Source organism: Enterobacter sp. RHBSTW-00318, assembly GCF_014101375.1.
GTDB classification, from domain to species: Bacteria; Pseudomonadota; Gammaproteobacteria; order Enterobacterales; family Enterobacteriaceae; genus Enterobacter; species Enterobacter ludwigii.
Genome location: NZ_JABXQH010000001.1, coordinates 1,093,929 through 1,118,999, shown reverse-complemented (window position 1 = coordinate 1,118,999; position 25,071 = coordinate 1,093,929). Strand labels below are relative to the sequence as shown.

37 protein-coding genes and 1 pseudogene are annotated in these 25,071 nt (G+C 50.9%); 25 read left to right on the top strand and 13 right to left on the bottom strand.

The window, feature by feature from the left end; genetic code table 11:
* Positions 1–23: 23 nt before the first annotated feature.
* From HV157_RS05620 to HV157_RS05565, 12 genes are all read right to left on the bottom strand, one after another.
* A complete protein-coding gene (locus tag HV157_RS05620; RefSeq protein ID WP_044596886.1) occupies positions 24–1,316 on the bottom strand; it encodes a site-specific integrase in 1,293 nt (430 codons plus the stop codon).
* 44 nt (positions 1,317–1,360) lie between these two features.
* On the bottom strand, positions 1,361–1,618 hold the full coding sequence (locus tag HV157_RS05615) for an excisionase family protein (RefSeq protein WP_013097283.1): 258 nt from the start codon (positions 1,616–1,618) through the stop codon (positions 1,361–1,363).
* Positions 1,602–1,973, bottom strand: coding sequence for a hypothetical protein (locus tag HV157_RS05610; protein ID WP_044158718.1), 372 nt, complete (start codon positions 1,971–1,973; stop codon positions 1,602–1,604). Before HV157_RS05610 ends, HV157_RS05615 begins: the two co-directional genes overlap by 17 nt.
* A gap of 2 nt (positions 1,974–1,975) precedes the next feature.
* On the bottom strand, positions 1,976–2,719 hold the full coding sequence (locus HV157_RS05605) for an ORF6N domain-containing protein (RefSeq protein WP_044158720.1): 744 nt from the start codon (positions 2,717–2,719) through the stop codon (positions 1,976–1,978).
* A gap of 11 nt (positions 2,720–2,730) precedes the next feature.
* Positions 2,731–3,309 carry a hypothetical protein gene (locus HV157_RS05600; RefSeq protein ID WP_013097280.1) on the bottom strand — a complete coding sequence of 193 codons (579 nt, stop codon included), beginning with the start codon at positions 3,307–3,309 and terminating at the stop codon, positions 2,731–2,733.
* The gene (locus tag HV157_RS05595; RefSeq protein ID WP_013097279.1) at positions 3,309–3,722 is read right to left on the bottom strand and encodes a hypothetical protein; all 414 of its coding nucleotides are present in this window, start codon (positions 3,720–3,722) and stop codon (positions 3,309–3,311) included. The genes HV157_RS05600 and HV157_RS05595 overlap by 1 nt, the downstream gene beginning before the upstream one ends.
* 189 nt (positions 3,723–3,911) lie before the next feature.
* Positions 3,912–4,322: a hypothetical protein gene (locus HV157_RS05590; protein WP_058647499.1), complete on the bottom strand. Its 411-nt coding sequence runs from the start codon at positions 4,320–4,322 to the stop codon at positions 3,912–3,914.
* Positions 4,303–4,506 carry a hypothetical protein gene (locus HV157_RS05585; protein WP_016240231.1) on the bottom strand — a complete coding sequence of 68 codons (204 nt, stop codon included), beginning with the start codon at positions 4,504–4,506 and terminating at the stop codon, positions 4,303–4,305. The genes HV157_RS05590 and HV157_RS05585 overlap by 20 nt, the downstream gene beginning before the upstream one ends.
* A gap of 192 nt (positions 4,507–4,698) precedes the next feature.
* Positions 4,699–5,121 carry a hypothetical protein gene (locus HV157_RS05580; protein ID WP_182378430.1) on the bottom strand — a complete coding sequence of 141 codons (423 nt, stop codon included), beginning with the start codon at positions 5,119–5,121 and terminating at the stop codon, positions 4,699–4,701.
* Positions 5,121–5,321, bottom strand: coding sequence for a hypothetical protein (locus tag HV157_RS05575; protein ID WP_182378428.1), 201 nt, complete (start codon positions 5,319–5,321; stop codon positions 5,121–5,123). The genes HV157_RS05580 and HV157_RS05575 overlap by 1 nt, the downstream gene beginning before the upstream one ends.
* A gap of 334 nt (positions 5,322–5,655) precedes the next feature.
* Entirely contained in the window at positions 5,656–6,864 is a 1,209-nt protein-coding gene (locus HV157_RS05570; protein ID WP_015386429.1) for an IS256 family transposase, read from the bottom strand.
* 199 nt (positions 6,865–7,063) lie between these two features.
* A complete protein-coding gene (locus tag HV157_RS05565) occupies positions 7,064–7,771 on the bottom strand; it encodes a helix-turn-helix transcriptional regulator (RefSeq protein ID WP_023337033.1) in 708 nt (235 codons plus the stop codon).
* Between the two features lie 114 nt (positions 7,772–7,885).
* Here HV157_RS05565 and HV157_RS05560 point away from each other — a divergent pair, with 114 nt between their 5' ends.
* From HV157_RS05560 to HV157_RS05500, 15 genes are all read left to right on the top strand, one after another.
* Positions 7,886–8,104, top strand: coding sequence for a YdaS family helix-turn-helix protein (locus tag HV157_RS05560; RefSeq protein WP_032645228.1), 219 nt, complete (start codon positions 7,886–7,888; stop codon positions 8,102–8,104).
* A 1-nt stretch (position 8,105) separates the two neighbouring features.
* Positions 8,106–8,315, top strand: coding sequence for a DUF4222 domain-containing protein (locus tag HV157_RS05555; RefSeq protein WP_048982547.1), 210 nt, complete (start codon positions 8,106–8,108; stop codon positions 8,313–8,315).
* The gene (locus HV157_RS05550) at positions 8,308–9,330 is read left to right on the top strand and encodes a hypothetical protein (protein WP_182378426.1); all 1,023 of its coding nucleotides are present in this window, start codon (positions 8,308–8,310) and stop codon (positions 9,328–9,330) included. Before HV157_RS05555 ends, HV157_RS05550 begins: the two co-directional genes overlap by 8 nt.
* A 103-nt stretch (positions 9,331–9,433) precedes the next feature.
* Positions 9,434–11,305 carry an AAA family ATPase gene (locus HV157_RS05545; protein ID WP_086581426.1) on the top strand — a complete coding sequence of 624 codons (1,872 nt, stop codon included), beginning with the start codon at positions 9,434–9,436 and terminating at the stop codon, positions 11,303–11,305.
* Between the two features lies 1 nt (position 11,306).
* Complete coding sequence (locus HV157_RS05540) at positions 11,307–11,618, top strand: hypothetical protein (RefSeq protein WP_045619504.1); 312 nt, start codon at positions 11,307–11,309, stop codon at positions 11,616–11,618.
* On the top strand, positions 11,615–12,430 hold the full coding sequence (locus HV157_RS05535) for an antitermination protein (protein WP_182378424.1): 816 nt from the start codon (positions 11,615–11,617) through the stop codon (positions 12,428–12,430). Before HV157_RS05540 ends, HV157_RS05535 begins: the two co-directional genes overlap by 4 nt.
* 203 nt (positions 12,431–12,633) lie before the next feature.
* On the top strand, positions 12,634–12,828 hold the full coding sequence (locus tag HV157_RS05530) for a hypothetical protein (RefSeq protein ID WP_047749287.1): 195 nt from the start codon (positions 12,634–12,636) through the stop codon (positions 12,826–12,828).
* Positions 12,829–12,939: 111 nt separating this feature from the next.
* Entirely contained in the window at positions 12,940–13,329 is a 390-nt protein-coding gene (locus tag HV157_RS05525) for a phage holin family protein (RefSeq protein WP_023306759.1), read from the top strand.
* A complete protein-coding gene (locus tag HV157_RS05520; RefSeq protein ID WP_058647495.1) occupies positions 13,319–13,597 on the top strand; it encodes a phage holin family protein in 279 nt (92 codons plus the stop codon). Before HV157_RS05525 ends, HV157_RS05520 begins: the two co-directional genes overlap by 11 nt.
* Positions 13,597–14,226, top strand: coding sequence for a glycoside hydrolase family 19 protein (locus HV157_RS05515; protein WP_182378422.1), 630 nt, complete (start codon positions 13,597–13,599; stop codon positions 14,224–14,226). The genes HV157_RS05520 and HV157_RS05515 overlap by 1 nt, the downstream gene beginning before the upstream one ends.
* Positions 14,227–14,233: 7 nt before the next feature.
* Positions 14,234–14,509 carry a hypothetical protein gene (locus HV157_RS05510; RefSeq protein ID WP_045285671.1) on the top strand — a complete coding sequence of 92 codons (276 nt, stop codon included), beginning with the start codon at positions 14,234–14,236 and terminating at the stop codon, positions 14,507–14,509.
* Positions 14,460–14,660: a hypothetical protein gene (locus HV157_RS26220; protein ID WP_249421984.1), complete on the top strand. Its 201-nt coding sequence runs from the start codon at positions 14,460–14,462 to the stop codon at positions 14,658–14,660. Before HV157_RS05510 ends, HV157_RS26220 begins: the two co-directional genes overlap by 50 nt.
* Positions 14,661–14,744: 84 nt before the next feature.
* Positions 14,745–14,909 (top strand): YnfU family zinc-binding protein, encoded by a 165-nt coding sequence (locus HV157_RS26065; RefSeq protein ID WP_213841757.1) that lies wholly within the window; start codon positions 14,745–14,747, stop codon positions 14,907–14,909.
* Positions 14,910–15,027: 118 nt separating this feature from the next.
* The gene (locus tag HV157_RS05505; RefSeq protein WP_182378420.1) at positions 15,028–16,485 is read left to right on the top strand and encodes a glycosyltransferase family 2 protein; all 1,458 of its coding nucleotides are present in this window, start codon (positions 15,028–15,030) and stop codon (positions 16,483–16,485) included.
* Positions 16,486–16,496: 11 nt separating this feature from the next.
* Positions 16,497–16,832: a hypothetical protein gene (locus tag HV157_RS05500; RefSeq protein ID WP_049012827.1), complete on the top strand. Its 336-nt coding sequence runs from the start codon at positions 16,497–16,499 to the stop codon at positions 16,830–16,832.
* Here the strand turns inward: HV157_RS05500 and HV157_RS05495 are convergent.
* A complete protein-coding gene (locus tag HV157_RS05495) occupies positions 16,786–17,043 on the bottom strand; it encodes a hypothetical protein (RefSeq protein WP_040117529.1) in 258 nt (85 codons plus the stop codon). The two genes, HV157_RS05500 and HV157_RS05495, sit on opposite strands and share 47 nt — an antisense overlap.
* 165 nt (positions 17,044–17,208) lie before the next feature.
* On the opposite strand from HV157_RS05495, the pseudogene HV157_RS05490 reads away from it, so the two are divergent.
* From HV157_RS05490 to HV157_RS05445, 10 genes and pseudogenes are all read left to right on the top strand, one after another.
* Positions 17,209–17,887, top strand: a pseudogene (locus tag HV157_RS05490) (hypothetical protein).
* Entirely contained in the window at positions 17,799–18,155 is a 357-nt protein-coding gene (locus HV157_RS05485) for an HNH endonuclease signature motif containing protein (RefSeq protein WP_072143984.1), read from the top strand. The pseudogene HV157_RS05490 and the gene HV157_RS05485 overlap by 89 nt, the downstream one beginning before the upstream one ends.
* 14 nt (positions 18,156–18,169) lie before the next feature.
* Entirely contained in the window at positions 18,170–18,733 is a 564-nt protein-coding gene (locus HV157_RS05480; protein WP_182378417.1) for an HNH endonuclease, read from the top strand.
* 115 nt (positions 18,734–18,848) lie between these two features.
* Entirely contained in the window at positions 18,849–19,322 is a 474-nt protein-coding gene (locus HV157_RS05475; RefSeq protein ID WP_063853222.1) for a phage terminase small subunit P27 family, read from the top strand.
* The gene (locus HV157_RS05470; protein ID WP_063853221.1) at positions 19,322–21,058 is read left to right on the top strand and encodes a terminase TerL endonuclease subunit; all 1,737 of its coding nucleotides are present in this window, start codon (positions 19,322–19,324) and stop codon (positions 21,056–21,058) included. The genes HV157_RS05475 and HV157_RS05470 overlap by 1 nt, the downstream gene beginning before the upstream one ends.
* Complete coding sequence (locus tag HV157_RS05465; protein ID WP_063853220.1) at positions 21,058–22,362, top strand: phage portal protein; 1,305 nt, start codon at positions 21,058–21,060, stop codon at positions 22,360–22,362. The genes HV157_RS05470 and HV157_RS05465 overlap by 1 nt, the downstream gene beginning before the upstream one ends.
* A 13-nt stretch (positions 22,363–22,375) precedes the next feature.
* Positions 22,376–23,224 (top strand): head maturation protease, ClpP-related, encoded by an 849-nt coding sequence (locus tag HV157_RS05460; protein WP_063853219.1) that lies wholly within the window; start codon positions 22,376–22,378, stop codon positions 23,222–23,224.
* Between the two features lie 9 nt (positions 23,225–23,233).
* On the top strand, positions 23,234–24,445 hold the full coding sequence (locus HV157_RS05455) for a phage major capsid protein (RefSeq protein WP_063853218.1): 1,212 nt from the start codon (positions 23,234–23,236) through the stop codon (positions 24,443–24,445).
* A gap of 39 nt (positions 24,446–24,484) precedes the next feature.
* Complete coding sequence (locus HV157_RS05450; RefSeq protein WP_063853217.1) at positions 24,485–24,745, top strand: hypothetical protein; 261 nt, start codon at positions 24,485–24,487, stop codon at positions 24,743–24,745.
* Positions 24,745–25,071 (top strand): head-tail connector protein, encoded by a 327-nt coding sequence (locus HV157_RS05445; RefSeq protein ID WP_063853216.1) that lies wholly within the window; start codon positions 24,745–24,747, stop codon positions 25,069–25,071. Before HV157_RS05450 ends, HV157_RS05445 begins: the two co-directional genes overlap by 1 nt.

Sequence of the window (25,071 nt, the reverse complement as noted above, 5' to 3'; positions counted from 1 at the left end):
TAACCACTTGAATTTAAGGTTTTCTACTGCGCTACTATCATGCTTTGGGGCAGCGATGGGGCAATGTGTGAAAGCGCCTTGTTGAGCAGAGTAACCTGTTCGCCGCTCTTCTCAGACATCCACTTTCCATACACCTTGTAAACCATCTGTGCATCGGTATGCCCCATTTGAGTTGCTATAAAGTTTGGGTTTGCACCAGCTGATAATGACCAGCACGCATAGGTATGCCGTGACTGGTAAGCGTTGCGGTAACGAATGCCGGCGCGCTTGATTATCGGGGCCCAAATTTTATTAATCGAATTAACCGCATAATGATATCCTCTTCGGGACCCACGCTTGACGCATTGAGGGCTGAAAACGAAAGTGCATGGATGTATGACTGACTGGCCATATTCACGCAAATTCACTTCAACCTCATGCTGCCGGCCAAGGCGCGTCAGTTGGGCCTGATTCCTGAGGGCATCAATAGCTGGTTGTATGAGATAAATCACCCTGTCAGTGCCTGCCTCGGTTTTTGGCAGGGTGAACTCATACGTTTGGGTAAGGTTACGCTTAACCGTAATGGTTCCCGCGGTGAGATCGATGTCTTCCCATGCAAGACCACATAATTCCCCATGCCTCATTCCGGTATAAACGGCGACGGTCCAGAGATTTCGCATCTGCTGGTGGCCGCATGCCTGAATGAACCTGATGAACTCGTCTGTCGTGAGTGGATCTGGTTCGTCTTTTGCCTTCCTGAGCCGGTTAATTCCGCTAAACGGGTTTTCCTTTGCGTAGCCGTTATCAGCTCCAAACTGGAAGATCTCGGCCATCAGCATCATGTAATTATTCACCGTTGAAGACTTCCGGCCTTTTACCTGTGTACGGTGATCCTTCTTCATTACATGGAAGCCCGTCAGCAACTCCTTCCTGACATACAGCAAATCTTCAGTGGTAACCGCAGAAACCATTTTATTTTCGCCGATGCGCGGAAGCATGTTTTTTATGATGGATTCGTACCTACTCATGGTATTAGAGCTGATCTCCATTCTCTTCAGCTCTGACCATCTTTCGGTAAGCTCCAGCACAGTAATTTCCTTTCTATCCTGACCGAACCGGGCAAGGTTCGGTGAGTTTGGGAATTTTTCCGCATAGTTAAAATTCCCCATCCTTATCGCAAAACAAACCGAAGAACGCAGCTCACCAGCTATCTTGCGATTTTTTGCAGTGTCAGGGACACCGAGGTTTTCCCTGACACGTTTACCTTTATACAGAAACCAGATGCGGAGCGAACCGCCGTGGTTTTCGACGCCTGTCGGGTATGATGCATTAGCCATTGATCCCTCCTGACGTCCAGGAGCGTTGACGAGTGTACTGCTTTTCATGCTGTCTTCGCACCTGGTTGATTTTTTTTCTGCGCCTCGATCCACTGATCAACGGCTTTCCTGTTATACATGCATTCGCTCGAAGGCTTAGGATTACCATCTGGTGAAATGTGCAGGTACTCGCGGCCCAGCATCCAGGATTCTTTTCTGGCGCGGGTGATGGTTCCGGGCTTAAGCCCGGTAACCGCAATCAGAACCTTTTCGCTAACCCAGTCATTCGGCACCAGAAGAACGATTTCAGCACTGGTTTGCATGGATCTCCTCCATTTTCTCTTTAGCCAGACGCACGCAACGCGCAAAAGAGGAGGGCGTTACAATTTCGCGCAGAGCCTGAACCAGGAAATCGTTGTGCTGCTGGTGCAGTTCCAGGTTGCGTTCTTTTTCCTCATGACGCAGGACTGCCAGACGGGCTGTGATGATGCGACGCTTCCCTTTGATCAGCCGCAGCGCGTTCTCTGCCTTTTTGCGCCATGTGCTCCAGTCACTACTGCTGTTCGATCTCGCCAGTTGCTCTTCAATACTGAGCTGCGCTTCTTCTGCGTTAACAAGCTGCTGCAGGCAATCGCTGATAGTGTTCAGGTTGTTTGTCTCCACGAAGAATTTGTGCATTCTTAACCCTCCCACCCAATCGCCTGGAACAGGCCCATTTTAGGGTGATACCAGCGGGTGCCGCGCGGTTCAGCTTCTGACATCATCTGGCGAAACGCGGCCATAAACGGCTCCAGTTCGACGATAGCCCTACGTGACAAAAGCCCGTCTGGAGTCATAAATTCGTGCGTGTCTGTAGGGATGCGGTAGGCATTGACCAAATTTCGGCACTTGGCGTCACTCATTCCGCTTTTGGCTACCACCTGGCGGTAACCGACATATCCGGCGCGCATGGTCCCGCGTTTGATGTTCTCCACAGCTTCTGTGACTGTTTCGATCTGCTCTTCAACATGATTCAGGCGCTTCTGCTGGCGAACGGCATCGGCGGCCATTGCGGCGATCATCTCGATTTCCGTCAGCGGTGCGCGAGTGCGAAAATAGCTGTTAACCAGCTCACGCTGAACCTGCCAGGCCAGATCGTCCGTGAGTGACTTCGCCACCATCAGATATCCAGACTCGAAAAGCACAATTCCAGAGGGCGCAAACTTAGAAAACACACCTTCCGGAAGGTCCCGGCGTATAGCGTCGGAACCTAATTCAACGTAATCTACCCCCTCGACAAAGTAGTTCCTGTTTTCACGAAAATTACGTCCTGCTGTTCCATCTGGTCGTTGGTGAGCTTCGTCAATCATTGCGAATGTCACAACGCGCTGACCGCGATATTCGACTGCCGGCAGCTGTTTGTTATTGATCGTTACTGTGTTCATTTTCGTCCTCCTCAGTGCATAACCGGCTTGTCAGGCATACCTTCTTTCTGAATCTGTTCAATGAAGCTGTCATGAAGGAGATTAAAACCTTCCCGGCCCATTTTTGAGAGTTGAAGCCCGTTCTCAGCGTCCGTATCTAACATGTCCCGGTACATGCGCAGCGCCATCTGCTGGCCGAGTTCCTGACCGTATTTCTCAATGGCTAACCCTTCCACATGGCTTGCGAGTGCGAACCGCTCTGGCGCAGGATAAACACTGATTGAACCGTGCTGTCCGGAGTAGATAACTGCGGTGTCAAACCCTCCAGAATCGTTGGCAACCTCAACTGTGCCGTTCTTTGCCTGCTCCTCGGTAATGAAGACCGCAACAAGCATCCAACGCCAAATGATGATTTCTTTCTCGATGCCAGGGGTAAACCAGCCGCTTTCAATCGCTTCCATGATGCAAGCCAGCAGATCTAATCCATCCGGAATTCGTTTGTCATAGTTGCCATTGTCGAGCTGGCGAACCGCGACGGAATAACCAATGACGCGGTTACCAAAACGGATGCCTGTTGATGTCGGCTCCGGAGTAAAGGCTGAAGCAATCATCAATACACTCCTTTAGGCTTGATGGCTTGAAGTGCATCGACCTCTTTAATGAACCGGTCATGCATCGCGTCCCATTTTTCACACCATTTCTCCATTTCTCGCTTGCGCGCCAGGATACGACGCAGACGGCGAATACAACGCTGGTGGGCGGCCAGATACTCCGCCTTTGTTTCCCCGTCTCGCCATACCTCCATATCATCGCGATCAATACGCACCCGCGGGTGACGCTGTGGAAAACCTGAACGCTCAAAAGCCTCGGTGGTCATGAAGAACGCCAGATAGCGGATCGCTGTGTCTCGAGTGAAGCATTTTTTAATGCGTCCGTGGCGTACTGCCACGAAAAGCGGGCCAACTGGCGTATCGTGTTTCTGCAATGCCAGATCAATTGTGCTTACGGTGCGTTTATCGTTCATTTCCGATCCTTAACTTTTGAATAACGCTCATGGGACATTACTTCCCAGTTCTTGCCGCCATCGCGGGAGAGTAGCCGCCAGCGGTGGTTAACCTTGAGGCTCAAATTACCGGAGCCGTGCATACGGCAGGGGTGAATGCGCCTTGCTCTGAACTGGCTTAAAACGTGTGCTGCTTTGAGGTGAACCCACTCAGGAATTCGTATCGCTGTCAGTGCCATCAGATCCCCCCATTTCATGACCCTCCGTTTTCGGAGCCTCTACTTTTTGTTTTTTGACGAACTCAACCAGCTCAGAAATGAGCTCGTCGATTAATTCCTTCCCGCAATCCGTAAGGAATTCACCGCTGCCATTAACATCAACAGCGCTGCTGTAAATTCCCTTGATAGCTTTTACGCCTTCGACATTCCCGTACTCACTGATCGCAAGCCTTTCGAATTTTCTCAATAATCCATCGAGAAGAATCTCTGTTAACTCGACCGTGTTAATACCGCCTTTATTGAGCTTAATAACAAGGCAGTTACTGCCCGTTTTACGCTGGTGGCGTAATAACGCTGCCTTTAAAATTCGGCGGCGGTAGGTTTCAATTACGTTGTTTTTCACGACGTTCAAACTCCGAATCCATCCACATTGAGACCTGAGCCGACAAGTCAAGGCAGAGGCCAGACAGAGAAATTATTTGCTCGATATCCATATCAATAATATTGGAGTTAATTAATTCCATTAATTGATACAGGTTATCTGCTGTGTTTTTTGCGGTTTCTAGAGAGCTGTCTTTACTGAGCATATTCAGACCCCGTAAGCTTTGCGCATGAAAAGGTTAGAGATATGGCGGTATTCCTCACCATAGGTCGCGAAGAAAAGCCGTGCTGTTAAATACGCAGATTTATCTTTGATGAATGTCATTTTTAACCTAATCCTGTTTTCAGGTTGCAGGAAGCCACACCAGTGAAGGTGTTATTTGTTTTATTATTTAGCGTTACTTATTGAATTCGATCTTGTCCGCTTTAGAGCTAATAATGCTCTGCATTTCATCCAGTTTTTGGGAGACGAGACTTAAAACCCCAATTGAGTTTGATTCTGTTGGTATATCATCCATTGAATTATAAACGGCAAGCTTACAATCGCCGATATCACAAGCCCAAGAGTTAAGTTGATTAGCTAGCGCTGTTGGCGACTCTAATTTTTGTCCCCGTTGACATTCAGCTCCAGCATGGATGCTAAGTTGCTCCACATACTCGTAAGCAGTTTGGCTGGTCTTTAGCATAGAACGAATCAGGCAGGCAATTGTGTTATCGGCTTCCGGTGAAAATTCATTTATGCGGTAAATAACCTCCAGTAACGAAGCATTCTCAGTGATTTCCGCAGCAATATCATTTAGCATTTCGATTGGATTTTTCATTAACATTTATCCCATTCATTTTTATGGGCCTCGTTTGCATAGTTGCAGACAAACGCGAGAAGAATGTCGCTAATTTCTCTATACTCGTCATCATCAACCGCCGATAACAAACTAGCTGCTTCAACAATCAAGGACATATTCTTGAAAGCATCACAAGGATGGATGGGCAACCCCTTAAATGTTTTTATCTTCTGAGACATTTTCTATCACCTCTGAGTTGATTTGATAGAATGATGATAGAGCCTGCTATTGGTATTTGCAATAGATATTGCTATTTAAAATGCTATTGATTTTTATGTCTTTGATATCAAAAATAAAAAAAATCTATTGCTGATGTGTTTGTAACAGCACGGTAGAAATAATTGTCCTTTAGACAGTGATCTACCAATACATGAGATATCGGGAGTTGGAGCATCGAAGCTTGAGAATTAAATGGACTGTGAAAGGGCGAGATACTCGCAGAGAGCAAGAGGGTAGGGTAGGAGTTCCGATCAGGTAGTGACCCTGTACACGATTCTGTGTAAATGCCTTTTCTCAGAAGTGACCGTCCAGGCGGTCACCGAACTCGATAATAAAGCGGCTCATTGCCATACGCCAGTCCCTCAGCGGCATCGTCCATTTCTGTGAGGCCGCCTGGATTGCCAGCCACACCACCTTTTTCACCGCGTCGTCCGTCGGGAACACCTTACGCTTTTTGATAGCATGCCGGATCACGCTGTTCAGTGATTCTATGGCGTTGGTGGTGTAGATGACTTTGCGGATGTCTGCCGGGTAAGCGAAGAACGTCGCCAGGTTGGCCCAGTTTGCCTGCCAGCTTCGGCTTATCTGCGGATAGCGGCTGTCCCAGGCTGCGGCGAACGCTTCCAGCGCCTGCTGGCCTGCTTCTTCCGTCGGTGCCTGGTAAATCGCTTTCAGGTCGCGGGTGACGGCTTTGTAGTCCTTCCAGGAGACGAACCGCAGGCTGTTGCGCACCATATGCACGATGCACAGCTGGATGCGGGCCTCCGGATACACCGCGTTGATGGCGTCCGGGAAACCTTTCAGGCCGTCAACGCAGGCAATGAGGATATCGTTCAGGCCACGATTCTTCAATTCTGTCAGCACATTCAGCCAGAACTTCGCCCCTTCATTTTCGGCCAGCCACATCCCCAGCAACTCTTTCTGGCCTTCGATATTAATGCCCAGCGCCAGGAACACTGATTTATTGATGACACGACTATCCTGTCGGACTTTCAGGACGATACAGTCAAGATAAACAATGGGATAGACTGCATCCAGCGGACGATTTTGCCATTCGACAACCTGCTCCATGACCGCATCGGTGACCTTTGAGACCAGCGCGGGTGAGACATCCGCGTCATACAACTCTTTGAACGCGGCGGCGATCTCGCGTGTGGTCATCCCTTTGGCATACAACGATAAAATCTGGTTATCCATGCCGGTAATGCGGGTCTGGTTTTTCTTCACCAGTTGGGGTTCGAAGGAGCCATCACGATCGCGTGGGGTACGTAGTTCCAGAGGGCCATCGCCGGTGGTAACGGTCTTTGTGGAATAGCCGTTACGGGAATTAGCCCCCAGTTTGGGCTGATTTTTATCGTAGCCCAGATGGTGGGACATTTCGGCGTTGAGAGCCGCCTCAACGCTGATTTTCTTCAGCAGGCGATCGAACTGGTTGAGATCGTCAGGGGTTTTGAGATTTTTGGCCAGTTCGTTAGCCAGAGCCTGCAACTGTTTTTCGTCCATAAATTAACCTGCTTTTGATGTTGGATTGAACATATCAAAATCAGGCAATTACACAAATTTATGTACAGACTCCAGGTAGTCGCCCGCCTGGTTGACTGGTGGTTACTATTGTGGGGGCACATAGAAAACCCGACGCACTGGCCGGGTTAAGAATCCATTCAGCTTGTTATGCGTAAGTTTTTATTTTAATTTGCATTATTCACCCATGCTTCCTGTAGGTCTGCGGCATGCTGCCGATCACCTTTCCGAAGATGAAAATTTTGTTCATCTCTTCCTTCTCGATTGGTTCCCATGGTAGATAGGTATGGTTGTCAGAGATAACTAAGAGTTTGTCTTTCATCTTTTGTAAGCGCTTAACATGCGATGTGTCATCGTAGATGAACGCGTATATACCGTCGCCGTCGAAATGCTGAACGCTGATATCGACGAAGAGTAAGTCCCCTGGCTCTATGGTGCCAGACATGCTATCACCTCGAACGTTGATGATGCGTATCTGCTCCTGTTTCCGGCCATTAAACATTTGACGGGCATCTTCAACTGAGTATTCCACGGAGCGCAGCACCTCCACGAATTCGCTGTTAATTATGCCCGGGCCAGCACTTACGGTAAGGTCGAGTACGTCAACTCTGAAGATGGCTGGATCTTTTTTGTTATTCATCGGTGGGGGTGGTTGTTGGTCGTCACCCCTCATTGGTCCAGTACCGTTTGATAGCCACTCCGAACGAACACCCAGGGCATTAGCTATTTCAACGATTTTGGTTGTGCCTCTAGCATTTCCAGATGTTATTCGCCATATGGTTGGTTGTGCCATATTCGCCGCTTTGGCTAACTGACCCTGGCTCATGCCCATCTCATGCATTGCGTAGTTAAGTCTGTCAGCTAGCGTCTTAAGTGTTCTCTCTTGCATATTTATAGCCTCCGCTATCACATTCTAGTCAAGCATGATAAACAAGTCTATTGCTCATTCCAATAGCAATTGCTATTATAAGTTCGATAGCAACTGAACGGGATTAGCAAAAAAATGAAATCAGCAATTGAAAGAGCTATTGATGCTGCTGGAGGAGTAAATGCTCTAGCTCGCGCTATAGGTGTAAAACAACCCTCTGTCTCTCGCTGGAGAAAGGTTGGTGTTGTTGGGGTGGAACATGTGCCTGATGTTGCGGCCTTTACTGGGATTCCCGCCCATGAACTGAGACCTGACAAACCAAAATTATTCCCTCACCCGGGCAATGAGGTGTGACATGTCACACCCAATCACTACCGAAAACCAAATTAAGCCATTGGATATCGATTATCGCGATCCGCGCGGTGTGATTGTGCATGTCACCGGCTGGAATCGGGATAAACAGCAGGTGTATTTCACCAGACAGAATTATCCGCATGAATGCATGCAGCCTGTCTGGAAGTTCCAACAATATTTTACGAAGGTCTCGGAGGCGCAAAATGCGTGATTACGGAAAGGTGTCTCCTCACTTCTGGATTGGCAGAACAGGCAAAGAGCTGCGTCAGGCTGGGCCAGAGTCTCAGCTTGTGGCGTTGTACCTGCTTACCAGTCCGCACGCCAATATGATCGGTCTTTATTACATGCCTCTTGCGTTCCTGTCTCATGAGACTGGATTAACCATGGAAGGGGCTAAGAAGGGGCTTAATAGCGCCATTAAAGCCGGGTTTTGTAAGTACGACGAGCATTCAGAGATGGTGTGGGTCATCGAAATGGCAACGCATCAAATCGGCGAGGCACTGAAACCCGGAGACAAGCGCTGCACTGGAGTACAGAACGAATACAACAAAATATCGGATAACCTATTTCTTTCAGAGTTTTACGAGAAATATTCGAAGCAGTTCAATATGACCTGTCCCCGTAGTAGTGAGCTCCAGATCCCGGATGTAAATGAAGGGGCTTCAAAGGGGCTTGCAAGCCAAGAGCAGGAACAGGAGCAGGAGAAAGAACAAGATCAAACTAATTTGTCCGATTCGAATCGGACTGATGGCGATAAACCTGACGAGTCGAAAGGGAAACCTTCACAGGAAAAACCTGATTCAGAATCAGATGATGCTGAAGGCCAAGATCCAGTCGATGTCGCTTTCGAAAATATTTTTTGGGGGGCAGGTCTGAGAAAGGATGCCAAGGTCAAGGCTAAGTCAGCGTTCAGGACCAAATATCGCGACTGGAAAAAAGCGAACCGAGGTACGCCTGAGAACTTCGCCGTTATGCTGGCTGAAGATATCAGCCTCCGGGTGAAAACACAGCAAATGGGGTTCGACAAACTCCTGCCAGCGTCATACCTGAACGGAGAGCGCTGGAACGATGAAAAACCAAATGGAGCTCCTCAGATATCCGCAAGCGCAAACGCCATCGGTGGGACAGGTGCTTCCTGGTTCGCAAAACCAAGTGACGGTTCGGCTGAGGTATTTATCAGCCAGGCAGCCATTGACCGCATGAAGCGCGGAGCTAACCGCCCATGAAAAGAATCCTCAAACGTCTACTGGTTGCTGGCTATAACCGAGGCTTTTTGCGTGAGGAATTCGTGACTATGTGCTTTATAAAATTCGATTTACGGAGTGTGTGATGACCCCTGCTGAGTTATCTGAAAAATTGTGGGACAACGCCGAAAGAGTTGCGAAATACCTGCTTCCACGAGGACACCTCGAGGGCAAGGAGTGGTGCGCTGGTAATACCAATGGTGATGCCGGTAAGAGCCTGAAAATTAATCTCGGTGGTAAGAAGACTTGGGCAGATTTTGCAAGCGGCGACAGCGGAGACCTGCTTGATCTTTGGGTGCTGGTGCGTAACTGCCAGCTGCACGACGCTATGCGGGAAGCGAAAGAGTTCCTTGGGCTGAAGGACGACGATAACCACTTCGAGGCGAAGAAAAAAACCTTCTCACGGCCAACCAAAAAAGGCGTTAAAAAGGCGAGCCATTGCTACGACTACCTCTCTTCCCGTGGCATCACCCGAGAGACAGCTGATCAATTCCGTGTTTCGGACGCAGTCGTCTGGTACCACGATGAAAACCGCGAAATTCCGGCAGTGGCGTTTCCGTATCTTCGCAACGGTGAGCTTTTGCAGGTAAAGCGAATCGGCACTGAACGACCAAATGGCAAAAAGTTGATCATGGCTGAAGCTGATTGCGAGCCATGTCTGTTTGGCTGGCAGGCTATGGACGCGAAAGCTCGCGCTGTTGTGCTTTGCGAAGGAGAGATTGACTGTATGACCTACTCGCAATTCGGTATCAGTGCTCTATCGGTACCGTTCGGCGGTGGAAAAGGGGCCAAACAGCAATGGATCGAATACGAGTATCACAACCTCGACCGATTCGAAGAAATTTGGTTAAGCCTCGATAACGATGATGTAGGGCGCGAAGCCGCAAAAGAAATTGCTCGTCGTCTAGGGGAGCATCGTTGCCGCCTGGTAGAGCTGCCGCACAAAGATATCAATGAATGCCTGACCTCCGGGATGAGCGAGGATGAAATCTGGCACTACTTGGGGACCGCTAAATTCTTTGACCCTGATGAACTCTGCTCTGCGGGTGATCTCCTTCAGGAAACACTGGATGCGTTCGAGCATCGAGACGTTGGATTATTTTCCAGCCCGTGGGATTCGCTGAACAGTAATTTCAAATTCCGCGCCGGCGAGCTGACGCTGGTTAACGGAGTAAACGGCCACGGAAAAACCGAGCTGGTGGGACATATCGCCGTCAATGCCATGAGCCAGGGAGTCCGGGTATGCATTGCCTCGCTGGAGCTTAAGCCTGGGAAAATGTTGGCTCGTCTTACCCGGCAAACCATTTGTAGAAAAAACCCAGAACGTACTGAAATCATCATGACTAACGAGTGGTTTTCTGATCGTCTTTGGGTGTTCAAACTCACCGGAACAGCCAAGGCCGATCGCCTGCTGGAAATATTTGCCTATGCCAGACGCCGCTATGGAATCGATCTTTTCGTTATCGACAACTTGGCAAAATGTGGACTCGATGAGGAGGACTACGGTGGACAAAAAGAATTTATCGATACCCTCTGCGACTTTAAAAACGAGCACAACTGCCATGTTCTGCTGGTAACGCATGCCAGAAAAACAAACGAAGCTGCACCAACAGGGAAAATGGATGTTAAAGGCACTGGCGCTTTAACTGACATGCCCGACAACGTTATGGCCGTCTGGCGTAATATCCCGCGCGAACTGGCGCAGCGCAAAGCTGAAAGAATGGGGTATGAGAGCCTTGATAAGGACGAACAGACTGCTATCCAAATGCCCGCTTCGATGATCCGCCTGTTGAAACAACGTGAAGGGGAAGGCTGGATCGGAGACATAGGGGCTAACTTTGATTCCCGCTCACACCAGTTTATCGAGGGTGATAAAGGGCCCTTCAATTATTTGGCCGGCAAACAGCAAAGTGAAATTGATATTGAGTGGGAAGCCACCAACGCAACGAGGTATTAAAATGGATCGTCTAATTAGAGAAATGTCGTATCTCTTTACCAAGCAGCGTTTTTTGGAGCTTCAGGAAACGGCAAAAGACATCGCAATCGGTCATAGTGATTTCCCTGAGTGTTTCGGTCTTATTGCTGACGCCATCGCTGAATTTGTTGAAGACACTCCTGATGATGAGTGGCGAGAGCATGAAAAAATCCTTATGCACTACGTTGCTATGCGTGTTCTGACGCTGTGGGGTAACGGCGATAAAATGACTGATGTCCAGTGGGCGCACCCTGGCTGGTTTGGCACTGCTGAAAAGGGGGAAACCATTCAATGAAGTTGGAAACATCACTCAAACATTTCAGCCCTCAGGGAATGCACATCAGCGACGACGTGAAAGGAACCTCTCCGGACCGCCTTACAGGAACAGATGTAATGGCGGCGATTGGCACCACCAGCAGCCGTGCGCGCTTCGGCCTGGCGGCGTTCTTCGGTAAAGCGGGAATCAGCAAAACGGATGAACAGCTCGCAGTTCAGGCGCTGGCGCGATATGCGATGGATGCCGCACCGAAGAATGTTCGCAAAGCAGCTGGTGGGCAGTTCGGATGGTGCATGCAGATGCTGGCGCAATTTGCCTTTGCTGATTATTCACGTTCGGCGGCTACAAGCGTGACGTGTCACAGCTGCAGTGGTACCGGACGAACAACCCGCGAACAGATTACCCGCAAGGTTTCGTACCCATGGGGTAAAGCTCCATACTGGGCCTGCCGCTCTCGTGCTGTTCGACCGTCTGACTGGGAGCAGTGGATGGAGGTAACAGAGGTTGTACCGGCGGTCTGTGATGCTTGCGAAGGCAAGGGAACGATCAGCGCCCGGTGCAGGTGCGGCGGTAAAGGTGAAGTGCTGGATCGCAAAGCGACCAAAGAACGTGGCGCACCGGTTTTCAAAACGTGTGAACGTTGCTCTGGTAATGGCTTCTCTGCTATCTCCTCGGCGACGGTACACCGTGCCATTCTGAAGCGTCTCCCGGACCTCCATCAGTCCTCATGGTCACGCAACTGGAAACCCTTTTATGAAATGCTGGTGGACACGCTGCGCCAGGGGGAGCGTCACGCGGCAGTAGAGTTTGAGAAGGCGACAACTTATTAATATGATCGGAACAAATGGCGACACTTTTTTGCACGTTAGTGTTGACTTTGCATAAAACTGTCCTGTATGCTTCTGATTATGGAGTATAGCGCCTGTAGATAATTAACCTCTAAAAGCCCGCCACGTTGCGGGTTTTTTTATTTCCAGCAAGGTTTTTCTTCATTGCGTTTGTTATGTTGTGTTTTTTAACTGAGGGTCAGTTGATGAGCGCAGATGAAAACTTGTTGAGTAAAATTCAGGAAGTACGGACGGTAGAGGATGTGGAGCAAGTCAATTTGGGCCTTTCTAAAGGCTGGGTGATTTTGATGATCACCGAGAGCTCTACAGTCTGGGAAGATGGCAGCAAAAGCAGCCTTGTTACATATCACATGGGCAAGCCGAAGGCATTGCCGGTCTGATCAAGCCTTACCAAATCAAAAATTTCAATCATATATAGGCCACCTCACGGTGGCCTTTTTTTGTTTCCCCTCAACCTTCTGAGAGGATCAACAGCAATAAGAGGGGGCAAAATGTCCGATCCATTAACCGGCACCGGCGCAGTTCTCGGCGGCGGCCTGCTGGGTTCAGTCCTGTACGGCGTCTTTACTCATACAGATTTCGGTGTGGTGTTTGGGGCGTTTGGTGGTGCGGTGTTCTACGTCGCAACAGCAACGAACCTGTCTCGTGCACGACTGGCTGGGTATTTTCTGACGTCGTTTATCGTTGGGGTGCTTGGGGCTGGATTTGTTGGCTCACTGCTAAATGCCGCATCGCGATATGAAAAACCGTTGGATGCACTCGGAGCAGTGATTCTGTCTGCCCTGTGTATCAAAATCCTAACTTATCTTAATAACCAGGATCTGAACAGCCTGTTCAGCTTTTTCTCGCGTTTACGCGGAGGAGGGGGAAATGGCAGGTGAGCTGACTGCATTCTTTAATGCATTTATCTGCGCGGTAATTGTTGTCGTTCTGATGTTCTACCAGCGACATGGCGCCCGGCATCGTCCTTTCATCTCTATCATGGCGTATGTAACCGTACTGGTTTATGCCGTTATCCCGTTGCAGTTTATCTTCGGTCTCTATCGTGACTCCAGCTGGCTGGTGGTGGTGGCAAACCTCCTTATCTGCGCCGCCGTTATGAGGACCCGGGGAAATCTGGCACGTCTGGTAGATCATCTGAGGCACTAATGAACCAAACACAATTTGAAAAGGCGGCAGGTATAAGCGCCGGTCTAGCCGTGCGCTGGTTTCACTATATCGATGCTGCAATGAAGGAATTCGGCATCACGGCGCCGCTCGATCAGGCCATGTTCATCGCACAGATGGGGCATGAGTCCACGGGATTTACCCGGCTGGTGGAAAACCTGAATTACGCGGCTGAAAACTTAGTGCCTACATTCGGCAGACACCGCATTACTCCCCAGCAGGCCGCCGCGCTCGGCAGAACGGCAACTCAACCGGCAAACCAGAAAGCGATAGCCAATCTGGTTTACGGCGGTGAGTGGGGCAAAAAGAACCTTGGAAACCAGGTTGCTGGTGATGGCTGGAAATATCGCGGCCGAGGCCTTAAGCAAATCACCGGGCTTAGCAACTATCGCAACTGCGGCCAGGCTCTCAAACTGGATCTGGTTTCGTATCCCGAACTACTGGAACGAGATGAATACGCTGCGCGCTCCGCCGCATGGTTCTACGTCTCGCACGGATGCCTGCTCCATTCAGGCGATGTGGAGCGCGTCACGCTGCTTATCAATGGCGGTCGTAACGGTCTGGATAAACGCCGCGCGCTGTTTAACCTGGCGAAATCTGTCCTGGTGTGAGGTCACTATGGGGTTTGAAACTTTATTTGGTATTGCTGCAGCAGTCATTGCCGCCATCGCTGGCGCTTTCGGCCTGGGCCATATTCGCGGCACCAGTAAAGCAGAGGCTAAAGCCAACCAGCAGCGCACCGAAGAGAATGCAGCGGCGACCGTTGCGGCGGCAGAACGTAAAGCGGAAGTCACTAAAGAGGCCAGTAATGTCCAGCAGACTGTTAATCACATGCCTGATGACGATGTTGATCGCGAGCTGCGCGAAAACTTCACCCGCCCCGGTGGTGATTGATACGGGCTGCCTGTGGACCCGGATTATCTATCTGACAAACCACGATATTGACGTTCTGGACCGCCAGACGAAGAAAGACATCCTGGCGCATAACAAAGCGTGGCAGGCGAACTGCAAACAACCAACCGATAGCAGTATATTAACAAGGTGATTAAGTGCTAAGGCGTGGTCAGTTGTGATTAAAAAGTATCCAGCCGTGTTATGATAGACCTCACTCTTAGAGAGGTTAAAAATTATGTCATTCTTCGATTACGCACTTAAACGCGTTGAAGCGGCGACCAAAACAACAGTGACTTGCCCGATATGTGGTCATCACTCTAATCAACCTTCCACAAAAGTACGACAGGAGCTGCCGTTGCTTTGTCCTCGATGCAAATCACTATTTGTCATTCACAGATAATATGCTGACCTGCTGAATATAACCGCCTCCGGGCGGTTTTTTATTGCCATCACCATGGGCAGGCCCATCGTAATGGCTGTAGGGGATAAACATAAATTATGCCCTGTAGAGGATAAAAATGCAGGTAACTATAGACGGCGTACAGTATGCGCCAGCTTGTGCTAATTCAGCGCGGATCGGCATTGCTATAACGACACATCAGCGCCCCGACGTCCTGAAACGATCACTCGAACAACATATGAAACATATGCCTTCGGGCGCGCTGGTGGTTGTTATCGATGATGGTTCAAAACCTGCAGCGGTAGTTCCCCACGGCGTGCAGCTGCTTCGCCATGAAAAATCACTCGGCATTGTTGCCTCGAAGAACGCCAGCCTGTCAGCCCTGATGGATGCCGGGTGCGAGCATCTGTTTTTATGGGATGACGATGCGTATGCCATCGCCGATAACTGGCATCTTCCCTACATCAAATCACCCGAGCCACATCTGGCTTACCAGTTTCTCGATCTTGCTGGCCAGAATAAGCTCAATGACCTTTCGGTGCTTTACCGTGACTATCAGCATGTGGCGTACACCGGGCAGCGCGGAGTGATGCTCTATTACCACCGTAGCGCCATCGAGAAGGTGGGTGGATTCGATCCGGTTTATGGTCGCGGCATGTACGAACACAGTGACCTCGCGCTACGTATCCATAACGCAGGACTGACTACGTGGGCTTACGGTGATGTGGTCGGTTCAGAAAAGCTGATTCATTCTCTCGATGAGCATGAAGCCGTAGAGCGTTCGGTACCGCGTCCCGACCGACAGGCGCTGGTGGAACGTAACGTGAAGATCCATAACGAACGGCGTGATTCTGGGTTTACTGGTTATGTTGAATACCGCCAGCAGCGCGACGTGGTTATCACAACGCTGCTTACCAGTCAGCCTGACCCGCAGCGCGGCACAAAAATGGCGGCCTCGCCTGACATGCTGGCTAAATGGGCGTCCTCGCTTCGGAATTGTGGACGTATTGCGCTGGTGGATGAGCTGCAGACGGCACCGGCAGACGTTGAGCTGTATCGCGTCGCTGACGTGAAGATGAATGTCTACTTCCGGCGCTGGCTGCACATCTGGCAGCACCTGCGCGATCATCATGAATACCGTTTCGTCTGGTGTACCGATGGAACCGATGTCGAAATGCTTCGCGCACCGTGGGAAGAAATGCAGCCCGGTAATGTTTATGTAGGTTCAGAACCGAAGACATACGCTGACACTTGGGCAAAGCAGAATCATCCAGAGCGTATCTATCAGGAGTTCATCGAAGCGCACCGCAACGATGTGATGCTAAACGCTGGTCTGCTGGGTGGTACCCGCTCTGATGTAATGGCGTTCGCTCACGGCATCATCCGTCTTTACTACCGGATCGAGAGCTATCGGTTCTGGAAGAAAGAACAGGCTGGTGCCGCGGTGGGTGACATGATGGCGTTCGGCATTGTTGCGCAGTCATTCGCTGACAGGCTGGTCACCGGCCCACTGGTTCACACGGTGTTCAAAACTGGGGGCATCGGCAAAGAAAATGCCTGGTGGCGCCATAAATAACAGGAGGTCTTATGATTTCGTATGAGGTTGAGTTCCCGACCCAAAAATCTGTAAGTTTAAAAATTGACGGCTTAAATGCATCTGGATTTCCGAAAACCATGGTGACTGATGCTATTGGTGGTGATGTTAAAGTACAGCTCGATAAGAAAACTATGCTGACTGTACCTTATCGTGAAGACATTACAGCAGACTTTACTCTTGAAGGTTACAAGCAGCGCGCTGAAACTCACGCGAAAACTGTAATCGATCAGATTGTGAATGCGGCTCAGCACCGAGCCGCTGACGATTTAATTCAGGAAGTTACGAACGCGGTTGCTTCTTCTGAATTATTTTCTCAACTCTCTTAATCGCTTCGTGAGCATCTGGGGCAGATGAAATTTCAGGCGGTGTAACCTCCTTCAGTACATCCATCAGAACGTCCCCAACATTCTGTTTTGGTGACAGCTTGTTAACAGCTTCAATAATCAAAGAAAAAACCAGTTTATTGGTGGCTTTTTCAATCTTTAATTCACGTTGTAAATCTGCAACTGCTTTTTCCAGTTCTGACATGGAACCCATGGGTATTTTCCTTTTCGGAGGTAATCAGCCATCCCCCCGCGACAGAGTGCGCCAGTGTCCAACCACTGACGGGCTGAATGCTTACCTTAACCAGGGTTAAAACGAAGCAACACCCTGATATTCAGACAGTAGCCGCCATCGTGCGGCTTTTTTATTGGAGATTCGCTGGTGGCTGAAGACATAAAGTTTGTGGTGGTCGGCCATGTTTCTCGCATAGTTCATGCACAACGTCTCGCTGCGATGCTGGATGCCCATCTGCTTATTGATGACGGTAACCACGGTGCGAACTGGAATCATCGGCGTGCGCTTGAGTGGACAGCAGAACAAACCTGCCGGGTAGTTGTTGTTGAAGATGATGCGATGCCAGTGGACTTGTTCTTCACTTCAGTCACGAGCTGGCTTAACCGCTTCCCGGAATCGCTGGTGAGTTTTTACCTGGGCACTGGCCGACCACCACAGTATCAGATGCAGGTAGCCGAACGTCTGATTGTTGCTGACAAGACACGGTCTGACTTCATCACGCTGCCGCGCCTTATACACGGCGTGTGCTACAGCGTACCGCCTCAGCATATTGAACGAGTCCTTTCTCGATGGGACAGCAGTAAGCCAGCCGACTATGCAGTCGGGGATGCCTATGGCGGCGCGGTGGTTTATCCGTGTTACTCGCTGGTGGATCATGCTGATGGTGAGCCTGTTGAGCGTCACCCTGACTCAGCGCCACGTACAGAACGCCGCCGGGCGTGGAGGTTAGCCTGATGCCTGCGTTAATACCGAGAGCATGCCGCAAGCGTGGCTGCCCCGGCACAACCACAGATCGCTCAGGCTATTGCCCCAAACACCTTAACGAAGGCTGGCAGCAGCATCAGCGGGGACAGAGCAGGCATCAGCGCGGTTATGGCAGTAAGTGGGACAGGCTGCGCCCAATCGTTCTCGACAGAGATAAACACCTTTGTCAGGAATGCCTGCGAAATGGAAGGTATACACCCGCTGAGACGGTGGACCACATTAAGCCGAAAGCTCACGGCGGTACTGACGATCTCTCTAATCTGGAATCAATTTGCCGCGGCTGCCATAAAGCCAAGACAGCACGCGAGCGCCTGAACAGAAATTAAGTAACGAGGTGAAGATGACTGAATCGAAACATGGTTCAGGGCTTTCGCGCGCCCAGATGAAAGATATTCCCGGTTATCCAGGGTATCTGGCAAGTGACGATGGTCTTATTTACTCGCTCCGCTCAGATAGCGTTCGGCGGCTGTCGATGCGGCTACATAACGGCTATTGGCACGTGAATGTAAACACCGGAGCAGGTAATGATACGAAAGTGAAGAAGCAAGTGCATCAGCTTGTGTTGCTTGCCTTTACCGGGCCAAAGCCATCTGAAGCCCATATCACCCGCCATCTGGATGGCAACCCGCTGAACAATTGCAAAACAAACCTCGCTTGGGGAACGCCAAAGGAGAACACCTCAGACAGCATGCAGCATGGAACGGCCGCTTGTCTGCGGCGCGGACAGCGAGCGGTCGCAACAAAATTGAAGCCTGAAATCATCCTGAGCATTGAGCGAGAGGCGAAGTCCGGTAAGACGTTGGTAGAAATTGCAAAGCGCTACGGTATTACGCACACGCATGTTCGCCGCATCAGGGATCATCTGTGCCATCCAGATATTTGGTCAAAGGGGGAGGGGGGGTAAAAACCTCAGGGGAATCACCCTAAAGGACCGCCGCCTAACCTCTTTTCACATCGCCGCAGGTTAGAAAACTTTTTTATGGGGTCCCCCATTCGATGATTAATAGGAGTTTTCGATTATGTCTGGACCACCGAAAACCCCGACCCATCTACGTTTGGTGAGGGGTAACCCATCTAAACGCCCGATCAACAAAAACGAACCAAAACCCGCTGCTGGGGTACCCCCAACACCGAAGCATTTCGACAAGCAGGGGAAATACTGGTTTAAGCGGATGGCCGACGAGCTCGATGCTATCGGTGTGATGTCCCAACTGGACGCCAGAGCCCTTGAGTTGCTGGTTGAGGCATATACCGAATACCGGCACCACTGCGACACGCTTGAAATTGAGGGGTACACCTACCGGACCGAAACGCAGAGCGGGGATGTGATGATCAAAGCTCACCCGGCGGCCATTATGAAAGCTGATGCCTGGAAACGTCTGCGCGCCATGCTCGGAGAGTTCGGCATGACGCCAGCCAGCCGCTCTAAAGTGAATGCAAAAGGTCCTGATGCGGTTGACCCGCTGACCGAGTTTATGAAAGCGAGGGATTAATGGCTAAGGTTGCAGAAGGCATCCGCTACGCCGAGAGGGTAGTGGCGGGAGAAATTATTGCCTGTGAGTATGTGCGCCTTGCCTGTCAGCGTTTTCTTGACGATCTGGCACACGGCGAAGAGCGCGGTATTTTCTTTAGTGAGCCGCGCGCGCAGCACATTCTGAATTTCTATAATTTTGTGCCTCACGTAAAAGGCGCGCTGGCAGGCCAGCCTATTAAGCTGATGGACTGGCATGTTTTCATCCTGATTAATATTTTTGGATTTGTGATCCCGCTGGTTAATGAAGAAACGGGAGAAACCGTCCTGCGTAACGACGGCAGCGGTCGTCCGGTAATGGTTCGGCGCTTTCGTACTGCTGATGTTGAGGTGGCCCGTAAAAATGCCAAATCAACACTTTGCTCTGGCGTGGGGCTGTATATGGCTGGTGCCGACGGCGAGGGCGGTGCGGAGGTTTATTCCGCTGCTACCACCCGTGACCAGGCGCGAATTGTTTTTGAAGACGCGAAGAATATGGTCAAGAAGGCGAAAGCCACTCTTGGGCGGATCTTCGAATTCAACAAGCTAGCTATCTACCAGGAACAGACAGCCTCTAAATTCGAGCCATTATCATCAGATGCGAACAACCTCGATGGCCTGAACATTCACTGCGCCATCGTCGACGAACTGCATGCTCACAAGACCCGTGACGTCTGGGACGTTCTGGAGACGGCAACCGGCGCGCGCCTGCAATCGCTGCTTTTCGGTATCACCACAGCTGGCTTCAACAAAGAAGGCATCTGCTACGAACTGCGTGATTACGCAATTAAGGTGCTGCGTGGGCTGGTAAAAGACGATACGTTTTTTGCCATCATCTACACCTTAGATGAAGGTGATGATCCCTTTGATGAAAAAGTCTGGCAGAAGGCGAATCCGGGTCTGGGTATCTGTAAGCGCTGGGATGACCTTCGCCGCCTGGCTAAAAAGGCTAAAGAGCAGGTTTCTGCCAGGATTAACTTTTTTACCAAGCACATGAATATCTGGGTAACCGCTGAGGCGGCCTGGATGGACATGATGAAGTGGGAAAAATGCGAGTTTATCGCCCCGCAGCACGAACTTAAAACCTATCCCTCATGGATTGGCGTTGACCTTTCAAACAAAATTGATATCTGTGCGGCCGCTAAAGTCTGGCGTTCGCCAGATGGTCACGTCCATGCAGATTTTAAATTCTGGCTGCCGGAAGGACGGCTTGAGAAATGTTCCCGACAGATGGCAGAGCTCTATCGTAAGTGGTCCGAGCTGGACAAGCTGATCCTTACCGACGGGGATGTAATAGACCATGCTCAGATTAAGGAGGAGCTTCAGGAGTGGGTTGCTGGCGAGAGTCTGAAAGAAATTGGCTTCGATCCGTGGAGTGCGACTCAGTTCAGCCTTGCGCTGGCAGAAGAAGGGTTGCCGCTGGTGGAAGTGCCGCAGACGGTTCGCAATTTCTCTGAGGCGATGAAAGAGGTCGAAGCACTGGTATACGGGGGCCGCTTCCATCACAGCGATCACCCGGTAATGAATTGGATGATGTCCAACGTAACCGTAAAACCTGACCGAAACGAGAACATTTTCCCTAACAAGTCCACACCAGAGGCCAAGATTGATGGCCCTGCGGCATTGTTTACTGCAATGAGCCGCGTTCTGGTCAACGGTGGCAATGACCAGCAGGATCTTTCTGGATTCTTCAATAATCCCATCATGGTAGGTTTCTGATGAAAAAAAACAAACAGCCAGGCAGGGTGAAGAGTGCTCTGCTTAACTGGCTCGGTGTGCCTATCAGCCTCACTACCGGCACGTTCTGGGAGGAATGGTTTGGTACCAGCAGCAGCGGAAAGGTGGTAACGGCCGATAAAGCCATCCAGCTATCGGCAGTTTGGGCATGTGTCAGGTTGTTAAGTGAGTCTATTTCAACACTCCCGTTGAAAATCTACATAAGGCAGCCTGACGGATCACGTAAAGCGGCAACCGATCACCCGGCCTATTCGATACTGTGTCGCAAACCAAATTCAGAAATGACACCATCCCGCTTTATGTTGATGGTAGTCGCCAGTATTTGCCTGCGCGGGAACGCCTTCATTGAGAAGAAATTCATCGCAAACCGCCTGGTGTCGCTGGTCCCTTTACTGCCGCAAAACATGGTGGTTAAGCGCCTTACCACCGGTGCGCTGGAGTACAAATACACCGAAAACGGAAACGAGCGCGTCATTTCCGTCAAAAACATCATGCACATTCGCGGATTCGGTCTGGACGGTGTTTGCGGCATGATGCCGATGAAAACTGGCAGAGATGTGATCGGTTCAGCGATGGCGGTGGAGGAGTCTGCAGCCAAAATTTTCGAGCAAGGGTTACAGAGTTCTGGCTTCCTGACAGCGGAGCAAGCATTAAACGATGAGCAAAGGGAAAGACTCCGTGAGTACATGGCTAAGTTTACCGGTTCAAAGAACGCCGGGAAAATTATGGTTCTGGAGGGCGGACTAAAGTACCAGGGCGTTACCATGAATCCGGAAGACGCCCAGATGCTGGAAAGCCGCTCATTCAGTATTGAGGAAATCTGCCGCTGGTTCCGGGTTCCTCCTTTCATGGTTGGTCACACCACGAAACAAAGCAGCTGGGCGTCAAGCCTTGAGGGTATGAACCTGCAGTTCCTGACACACACCCTGCGACCGCTACTGGTGAACATAGAGCAGGAAATTGGCCGGTGCTTGCTTGATAGCGATGATGAGGTGTTTGCAGAGTTCTCGGTTGAAGGACTGCTGCGAGCCGACAGCGTGGGCCGTGCTGCGTACTATACCAGTGCGCTTCAGAATGGCTGGATGTCCCGCAATGACGTTCGCCGTCTGGAGAACATGCCGCCGATTGAAGGGGGCGACATTTACACCGTTCAGCTCAACCTGACGCAACTGAAAAATCTCGAAAGCATCAATCCTGCTGTTCAGGCTCTGGCTCTGAGAGAACTACACAACCACGTATTCCCAGATATTTCCTTTGAACAATCTCCGCTGAAACAGGCCGCTTAGGAGCACTATCCTGATGAGCAAAAAACAACTTCCGGTAGCACCGGCGGGTCGCCCCTGCGCGCGCGTTACCTGTGAAACATTACCGTCCGCACTGGACCGCTGGGACGGCGGGATCAAAGCGGCGGCCACCGACGATAACAGCATTTCTGTTTTTGATGTTATCGGGAAGGACTACTGGGGCGAAGGGGTAACAGCTAAACGTATTGCCGGTGCGCTTCGGGCGATGAACGGGGCCGACGTCACGGTGAATATCAACTCACCGGGCGGGGACATGTTCGAAGGTCTGGCTATTTATAACCTTCTCCGCGAATACGAAGGCCTTGTAACGGTGAAGGTGCTTGGCATTGCAGCCAGTGCCGCCTCGATCATCGCAATGGCCGGGGATGATATTCAGATTGGTCGTGGTGCCTTCCTGATGATCCACAACTGCTGGGTTTACGCGATGGGCAACCGCCATGACTTTGCAGAACTGGCGCAGTCACTGGAGCCATTTGATACCGCAATGGCTGATATCTACGCGGCGCGATCCGGCCTTGATATGGCCGTCGTGCAGAAGTTGATGGATGCAGAAAGTTATATCGGTGGAAGTGACGCCGTGGCGAAAGGACTGGCAGACAGCCTGCTTTCTGCTGATGCGGTCAGCGACGGAGACGAATCACCTGCCGCCGCGCTTCGAAAACTTGATGCGTTGCTGGCTAAAACCAACACCCCGCGCTCTGAGCGCCGAAAACTCATTAAAGCCTTATCCGGTGGCATGCCTGGCGCTGTCACCACCAACGACGGTATGCCGGGCGCTGCCAAAGATATCAAACCTGAAACTATCAATTCACTTGAAAACGCCCTGGCGGCGTTAGTCAAATAAGGACCCTTTATGTCTGAAGTAAACGATATTCTGAAAAAAGTCACTGCCAGCATTGAAGAGGCAACCGGCAAGTTCAACGCGAAAGCAGAAGACGCACTCAACGAGGCGCAGAAATCAGGCAAGCTGTCTGAGGAAACAAAGGCAGCCGTTGATAAAATGGCTTCTGAGTTCAACGCCCTGCGCGAAGCAGAAAAAACGTTGAAGGCGGCGATGGGGGAACTGGAGCAACATGTTGCTCAGATGCCGCTGGCTAACGCGAAGCATGTTGTGGAATCAATTGGCCAGCAGGTGATCTCTGCTGAAGCGCTGAAAACCTTTGCTTCCGGTGTGGAAGGTGGCAAACGTATCAGCATCCCTGTGAAGGCAGCTTTGACTTCTGCGGATGTTCCTGATGGTGTGGTGGAGCCGCAGCGCCTGCCTGGTATCGATACTGCTCCGAAGCAGCGCCTGTTTATCCGTGATCTGATTGCACCTGGCCGCACTTCCTCCCCGGCTATTTTCTGGGTGCAGCAGACAGGCTTTACCAATAACGCGAAAGTGGTTGCTGAAAATACTCAGAAACCATATAGCGACATTGAATTTACGCCGAAAATCACTGGTGTCAGCACCATCGCCCACCTGTTCAAAGCCTCTAAGCAGATCCTGGATGACTTTGCGCAGCTGCAGTCGACCGTTGATGCCGAAATGCGCTACGGGCTGAAATACGCGGAAGAGCAGGAAATTCTCTTCGGTGACGGTACCGGTGTGCATCTGCATGGCATCGTTCCTCAGGCATCGGCGTTTGATCCTGCGTTCACTGTAGAACAGCAGAGCGGTATTGACGATCTGCGTCTGGCGATGCTGCAGGTGCAGCTGGCGCGATTCCCGGCATCCGGTCATGTGCTTCACTTCATTGACTGGGCTCGGATCGAGCTGACAAAAGACAGCCTGGGCCGTTACATCCTGGCTAACCCTGCGGCGCTGACTGGACCGACTCTGTGGGGCCTGCCGGTTGTTGCCACCGAAGCGGCAGCATTCCAGGGTAAATTCCTGACCGGTGCTTTCAACGCAGGCGCGCAAATCTTCGACCGCGAAGATGCGAACGTGGTGATCTCCACAGAGAACGCCGACGACTTCGAGAAAAACATGCTCACCATCCGTTGCGAGGAACGTCTGGCGCTGGCCGTCAAACGCCCTGAGGCATTTGTGTATGGTGCATTCCACACTGGCGCTGGTAGCTGATGAAACTGCGGCCTTCGGGCCGCTTTTACAGGTGGCAAAATGAAACTGATTGCACTTAAACCGATTTATTTCGGCGGTACTGTCGTTACTGAGGGGCTTCCGCTGGAAACTCTGGAACAGCACGGTCGCGAGCTCATTAAAAAAGGCTATGCGATGCTCGATGAATCAGAAAATCCTGCAGAGCAGGAACAGCAGCAGGAACAGCAGCAGGAACAGCAGCAGGAACAGCAGCAGGAACAGCAGCAGGAACAGCAGCAGGAACAGCCGGAAGCAAAAGCAGATAAGAAGGCGAAAAAATAATGGTCGATCTTGATGTGGTGAAGCAGCACTGCCGCATTGATACCGACTTTACCGGTGATGATGCCCTGCTGGGAATTTACACGGGGGCGGCGGCGCGATACGTGCAGAACTGGACACGACGAACGCTCTATGAAAATGAGGACAGTCCTGGTTACGCAGACGACCCAGACTCGATTCTGCTCAATGACGATGTGAAGGCGGCCATGTTACTGCTGATCGGGCACTGGTACGCCAATCGTGAACCTGTAGCTATTGGGCAGACTGTTGCAGAGGTCCCGTTTGCAGTTGAAGCCCTGCTGCAACCATATCGAATTTACGGTGTGTAG

Coding starts and splice junctions, on each gene's coding strand:
- HV157_RS05600 (WP_013097280.1), bottom strand. CDS start 3,309: ATGATTGCTTCAGCCTTTACTCCGGAGCCGACATCAACAGGCATCCGT.
- HV157_RS26065 (WP_213841757.1), top strand. CDS start 14,745: ATGTCATTCTTCGATTACGCACTTAAACGCGTTGAAGCGGCGACCAAA.
- HV157_RS05470 (WP_063853221.1), top strand. CDS start 19,322: ATGGCTAAGGTTGCAGAAGGCATCCGCTACGCCGAGAGGGTAGTGGCG.
- HV157_RS05500 (WP_049012827.1), top strand. CDS start 16,497: ATGATTTCGTATGAGGTTGAGTTCCCGACCCAAAAATCTGTAAGTTTA.
- HV157_RS05615 (WP_013097283.1), bottom strand. CDS start 1,618: ATGCAAACCAGTGCTGAAATCGTTCTTCTGGTGCCGAATGACTGGGTT.
- HV157_RS05530 (WP_047749287.1), top strand. CDS start 12,634: ATGAGCGCAGATGAAAACTTGTTGAGTAAAATTCAGGAAGTACGGACG.
- HV157_RS05465 (WP_063853220.1), top strand. CDS start 21,058: ATGAAAAAAAACAAACAGCCAGGCAGGGTGAAGAGTGCTCTGCTTAAC.
- HV157_RS05515 (WP_182378422.1), top strand. CDS start 13,597: ATGAACCAAACACAATTTGAAAAGGCGGCAGGTATAAGCGCCGGTCTA.
- HV157_RS05520 (WP_058647495.1), top strand. CDS start 13,319: ATGGCAGGTGAGCTGACTGCATTCTTTAATGCATTTATCTGCGCGGTA.
- HV157_RS05475 (WP_063853222.1), top strand. CDS start 18,849: ATGTCTGGACCACCGAAAACCCCGACCCATCTACGTTTGGTGAGGGGT.
- HV157_RS05545 (WP_086581426.1), top strand. CDS start 9,434: ATGACCCCTGCTGAGTTATCTGAAAAATTGTGGGACAACGCCGAAAGA.
- HV157_RS05570 (WP_015386429.1), bottom strand. CDS start 6,864: ATGGACGAAAAACAGTTGCAGGCTCTGGCTAACGAACTGGCCAAAAAT.
- HV157_RS05595 (WP_013097279.1), bottom strand. CDS start 3,722: ATGAACGATAAACGCACCGTAAGCACAATTGATCTGGCATTGCAGAAA.
- HV157_RS05620 (WP_044596886.1), bottom strand. CDS start 1,316: ATGGCTAATGCATCATACCCGACAGGCGTCGAAAACCACGGCGGTTCG.
- HV157_RS05450 (WP_063853217.1), top strand. CDS start 24,485: ATGAAACTGATTGCACTTAAACCGATTTATTTCGGCGGTACTGTCGTT.
- HV157_RS05445 (WP_063853216.1), top strand. CDS start 24,745: ATGGTCGATCTTGATGTGGTGAAGCAGCACTGCCGCATTGATACCGAC.
- HV157_RS05575 (WP_182378428.1), bottom strand. CDS start 5,321: ATGTCTCAGAAGATAAAAACATTTAAGGGGTTGCCCATCCATCCTTGT.
- HV157_RS05610 (WP_044158718.1), bottom strand. CDS start 1,973: ATGCACAAATTCTTCGTGGAGACAAACAACCTGAACACTATCAGCGAT.
- HV157_RS05525 (WP_023306759.1), top strand. CDS start 12,940: ATGTCCGATCCATTAACCGGCACCGGCGCAGTTCTCGGCGGCGGCCTG.
- HV157_RS26220 (WP_249421984.1), top strand. CDS start 14,460: ATGTTGATCGCGAGCTGCGCGAAAACTTCACCCGCCCCGGTGGTGATT.
- HV157_RS05565 (WP_023337033.1), bottom strand. CDS start 7,771: ATGCAAGAGAGAACACTTAAGACGCTAGCTGACAGACTTAACTACGCA.
- HV157_RS05540 (WP_045619504.1), top strand. CDS start 11,307: ATGGATCGTCTAATTAGAGAAATGTCGTATCTCTTTACCAAGCAGCGT.
- HV157_RS05580 (WP_182378430.1), bottom strand. CDS start 5,121: ATGAAAAATCCAATCGAAATGCTAAATGATATTGCTGCGGAAATCACT.
- HV157_RS05480 (WP_182378417.1), top strand. CDS start 18,170: ATGACTGAATCGAAACATGGTTCAGGGCTTTCGCGCGCCCAGATGAAA.
- HV157_RS05555 (WP_048982547.1), top strand. CDS start 8,106: ATGTCACACCCAATCACTACCGAAAACCAAATTAAGCCATTGGATATC.
- HV157_RS05585 (WP_016240231.1), bottom strand. CDS start 4,506: ATGCTCAGTAAAGACAGCTCTCTAGAAACCGCAAAAAACACAGCAGAT.
- HV157_RS05455 (WP_063853218.1), top strand. CDS start 23,234: ATGTCTGAAGTAAACGATATTCTGAAAAAAGTCACTGCCAGCATTGAA.
- HV157_RS05460 (WP_063853219.1), top strand. CDS start 22,376: ATGAGCAAAAAACAACTTCCGGTAGCACCGGCGGGTCGCCCCTGCGCG.
- HV157_RS05510 (WP_045285671.1), top strand. CDS start 14,234: ATGGGGTTTGAAACTTTATTTGGTATTGCTGCAGCAGTCATTGCCGCC.
- HV157_RS05605 (WP_044158720.1), bottom strand. CDS start 2,719: ATGAACACAGTAACGATCAATAACAAACAGCTGCCGGCAGTCGAATAT.
- HV157_RS05560 (WP_032645228.1), top strand. CDS start 7,886: ATGAAATCAGCAATTGAAAGAGCTATTGATGCTGCTGGAGGAGTAAAT.
- HV157_RS05535 (WP_182378424.1), top strand. CDS start 11,615: ATGAAGTTGGAAACATCACTCAAACATTTCAGCCCTCAGGGAATGCAC.
- HV157_RS05485 (WP_072143984.1), top strand. CDS start 17,799: ATGCCTGCGTTAATACCGAGAGCATGCCGCAAGCGTGGCTGCCCCGGC.
- HV157_RS05505 (WP_182378420.1), top strand. CDS start 15,028: ATGCAGGTAACTATAGACGGCGTACAGTATGCGCCAGCTTGTGCTAAT.
- HV157_RS05495 (WP_040117529.1), bottom strand. CDS start 17,043: ATGGGTTCCATGTCAGAACTGGAAAAAGCAGTTGCAGATTTACAACGT.
- HV157_RS05550 (WP_182378426.1), top strand. CDS start 8,308: ATGCGTGATTACGGAAAGGTGTCTCCTCACTTCTGGATTGGCAGAACA.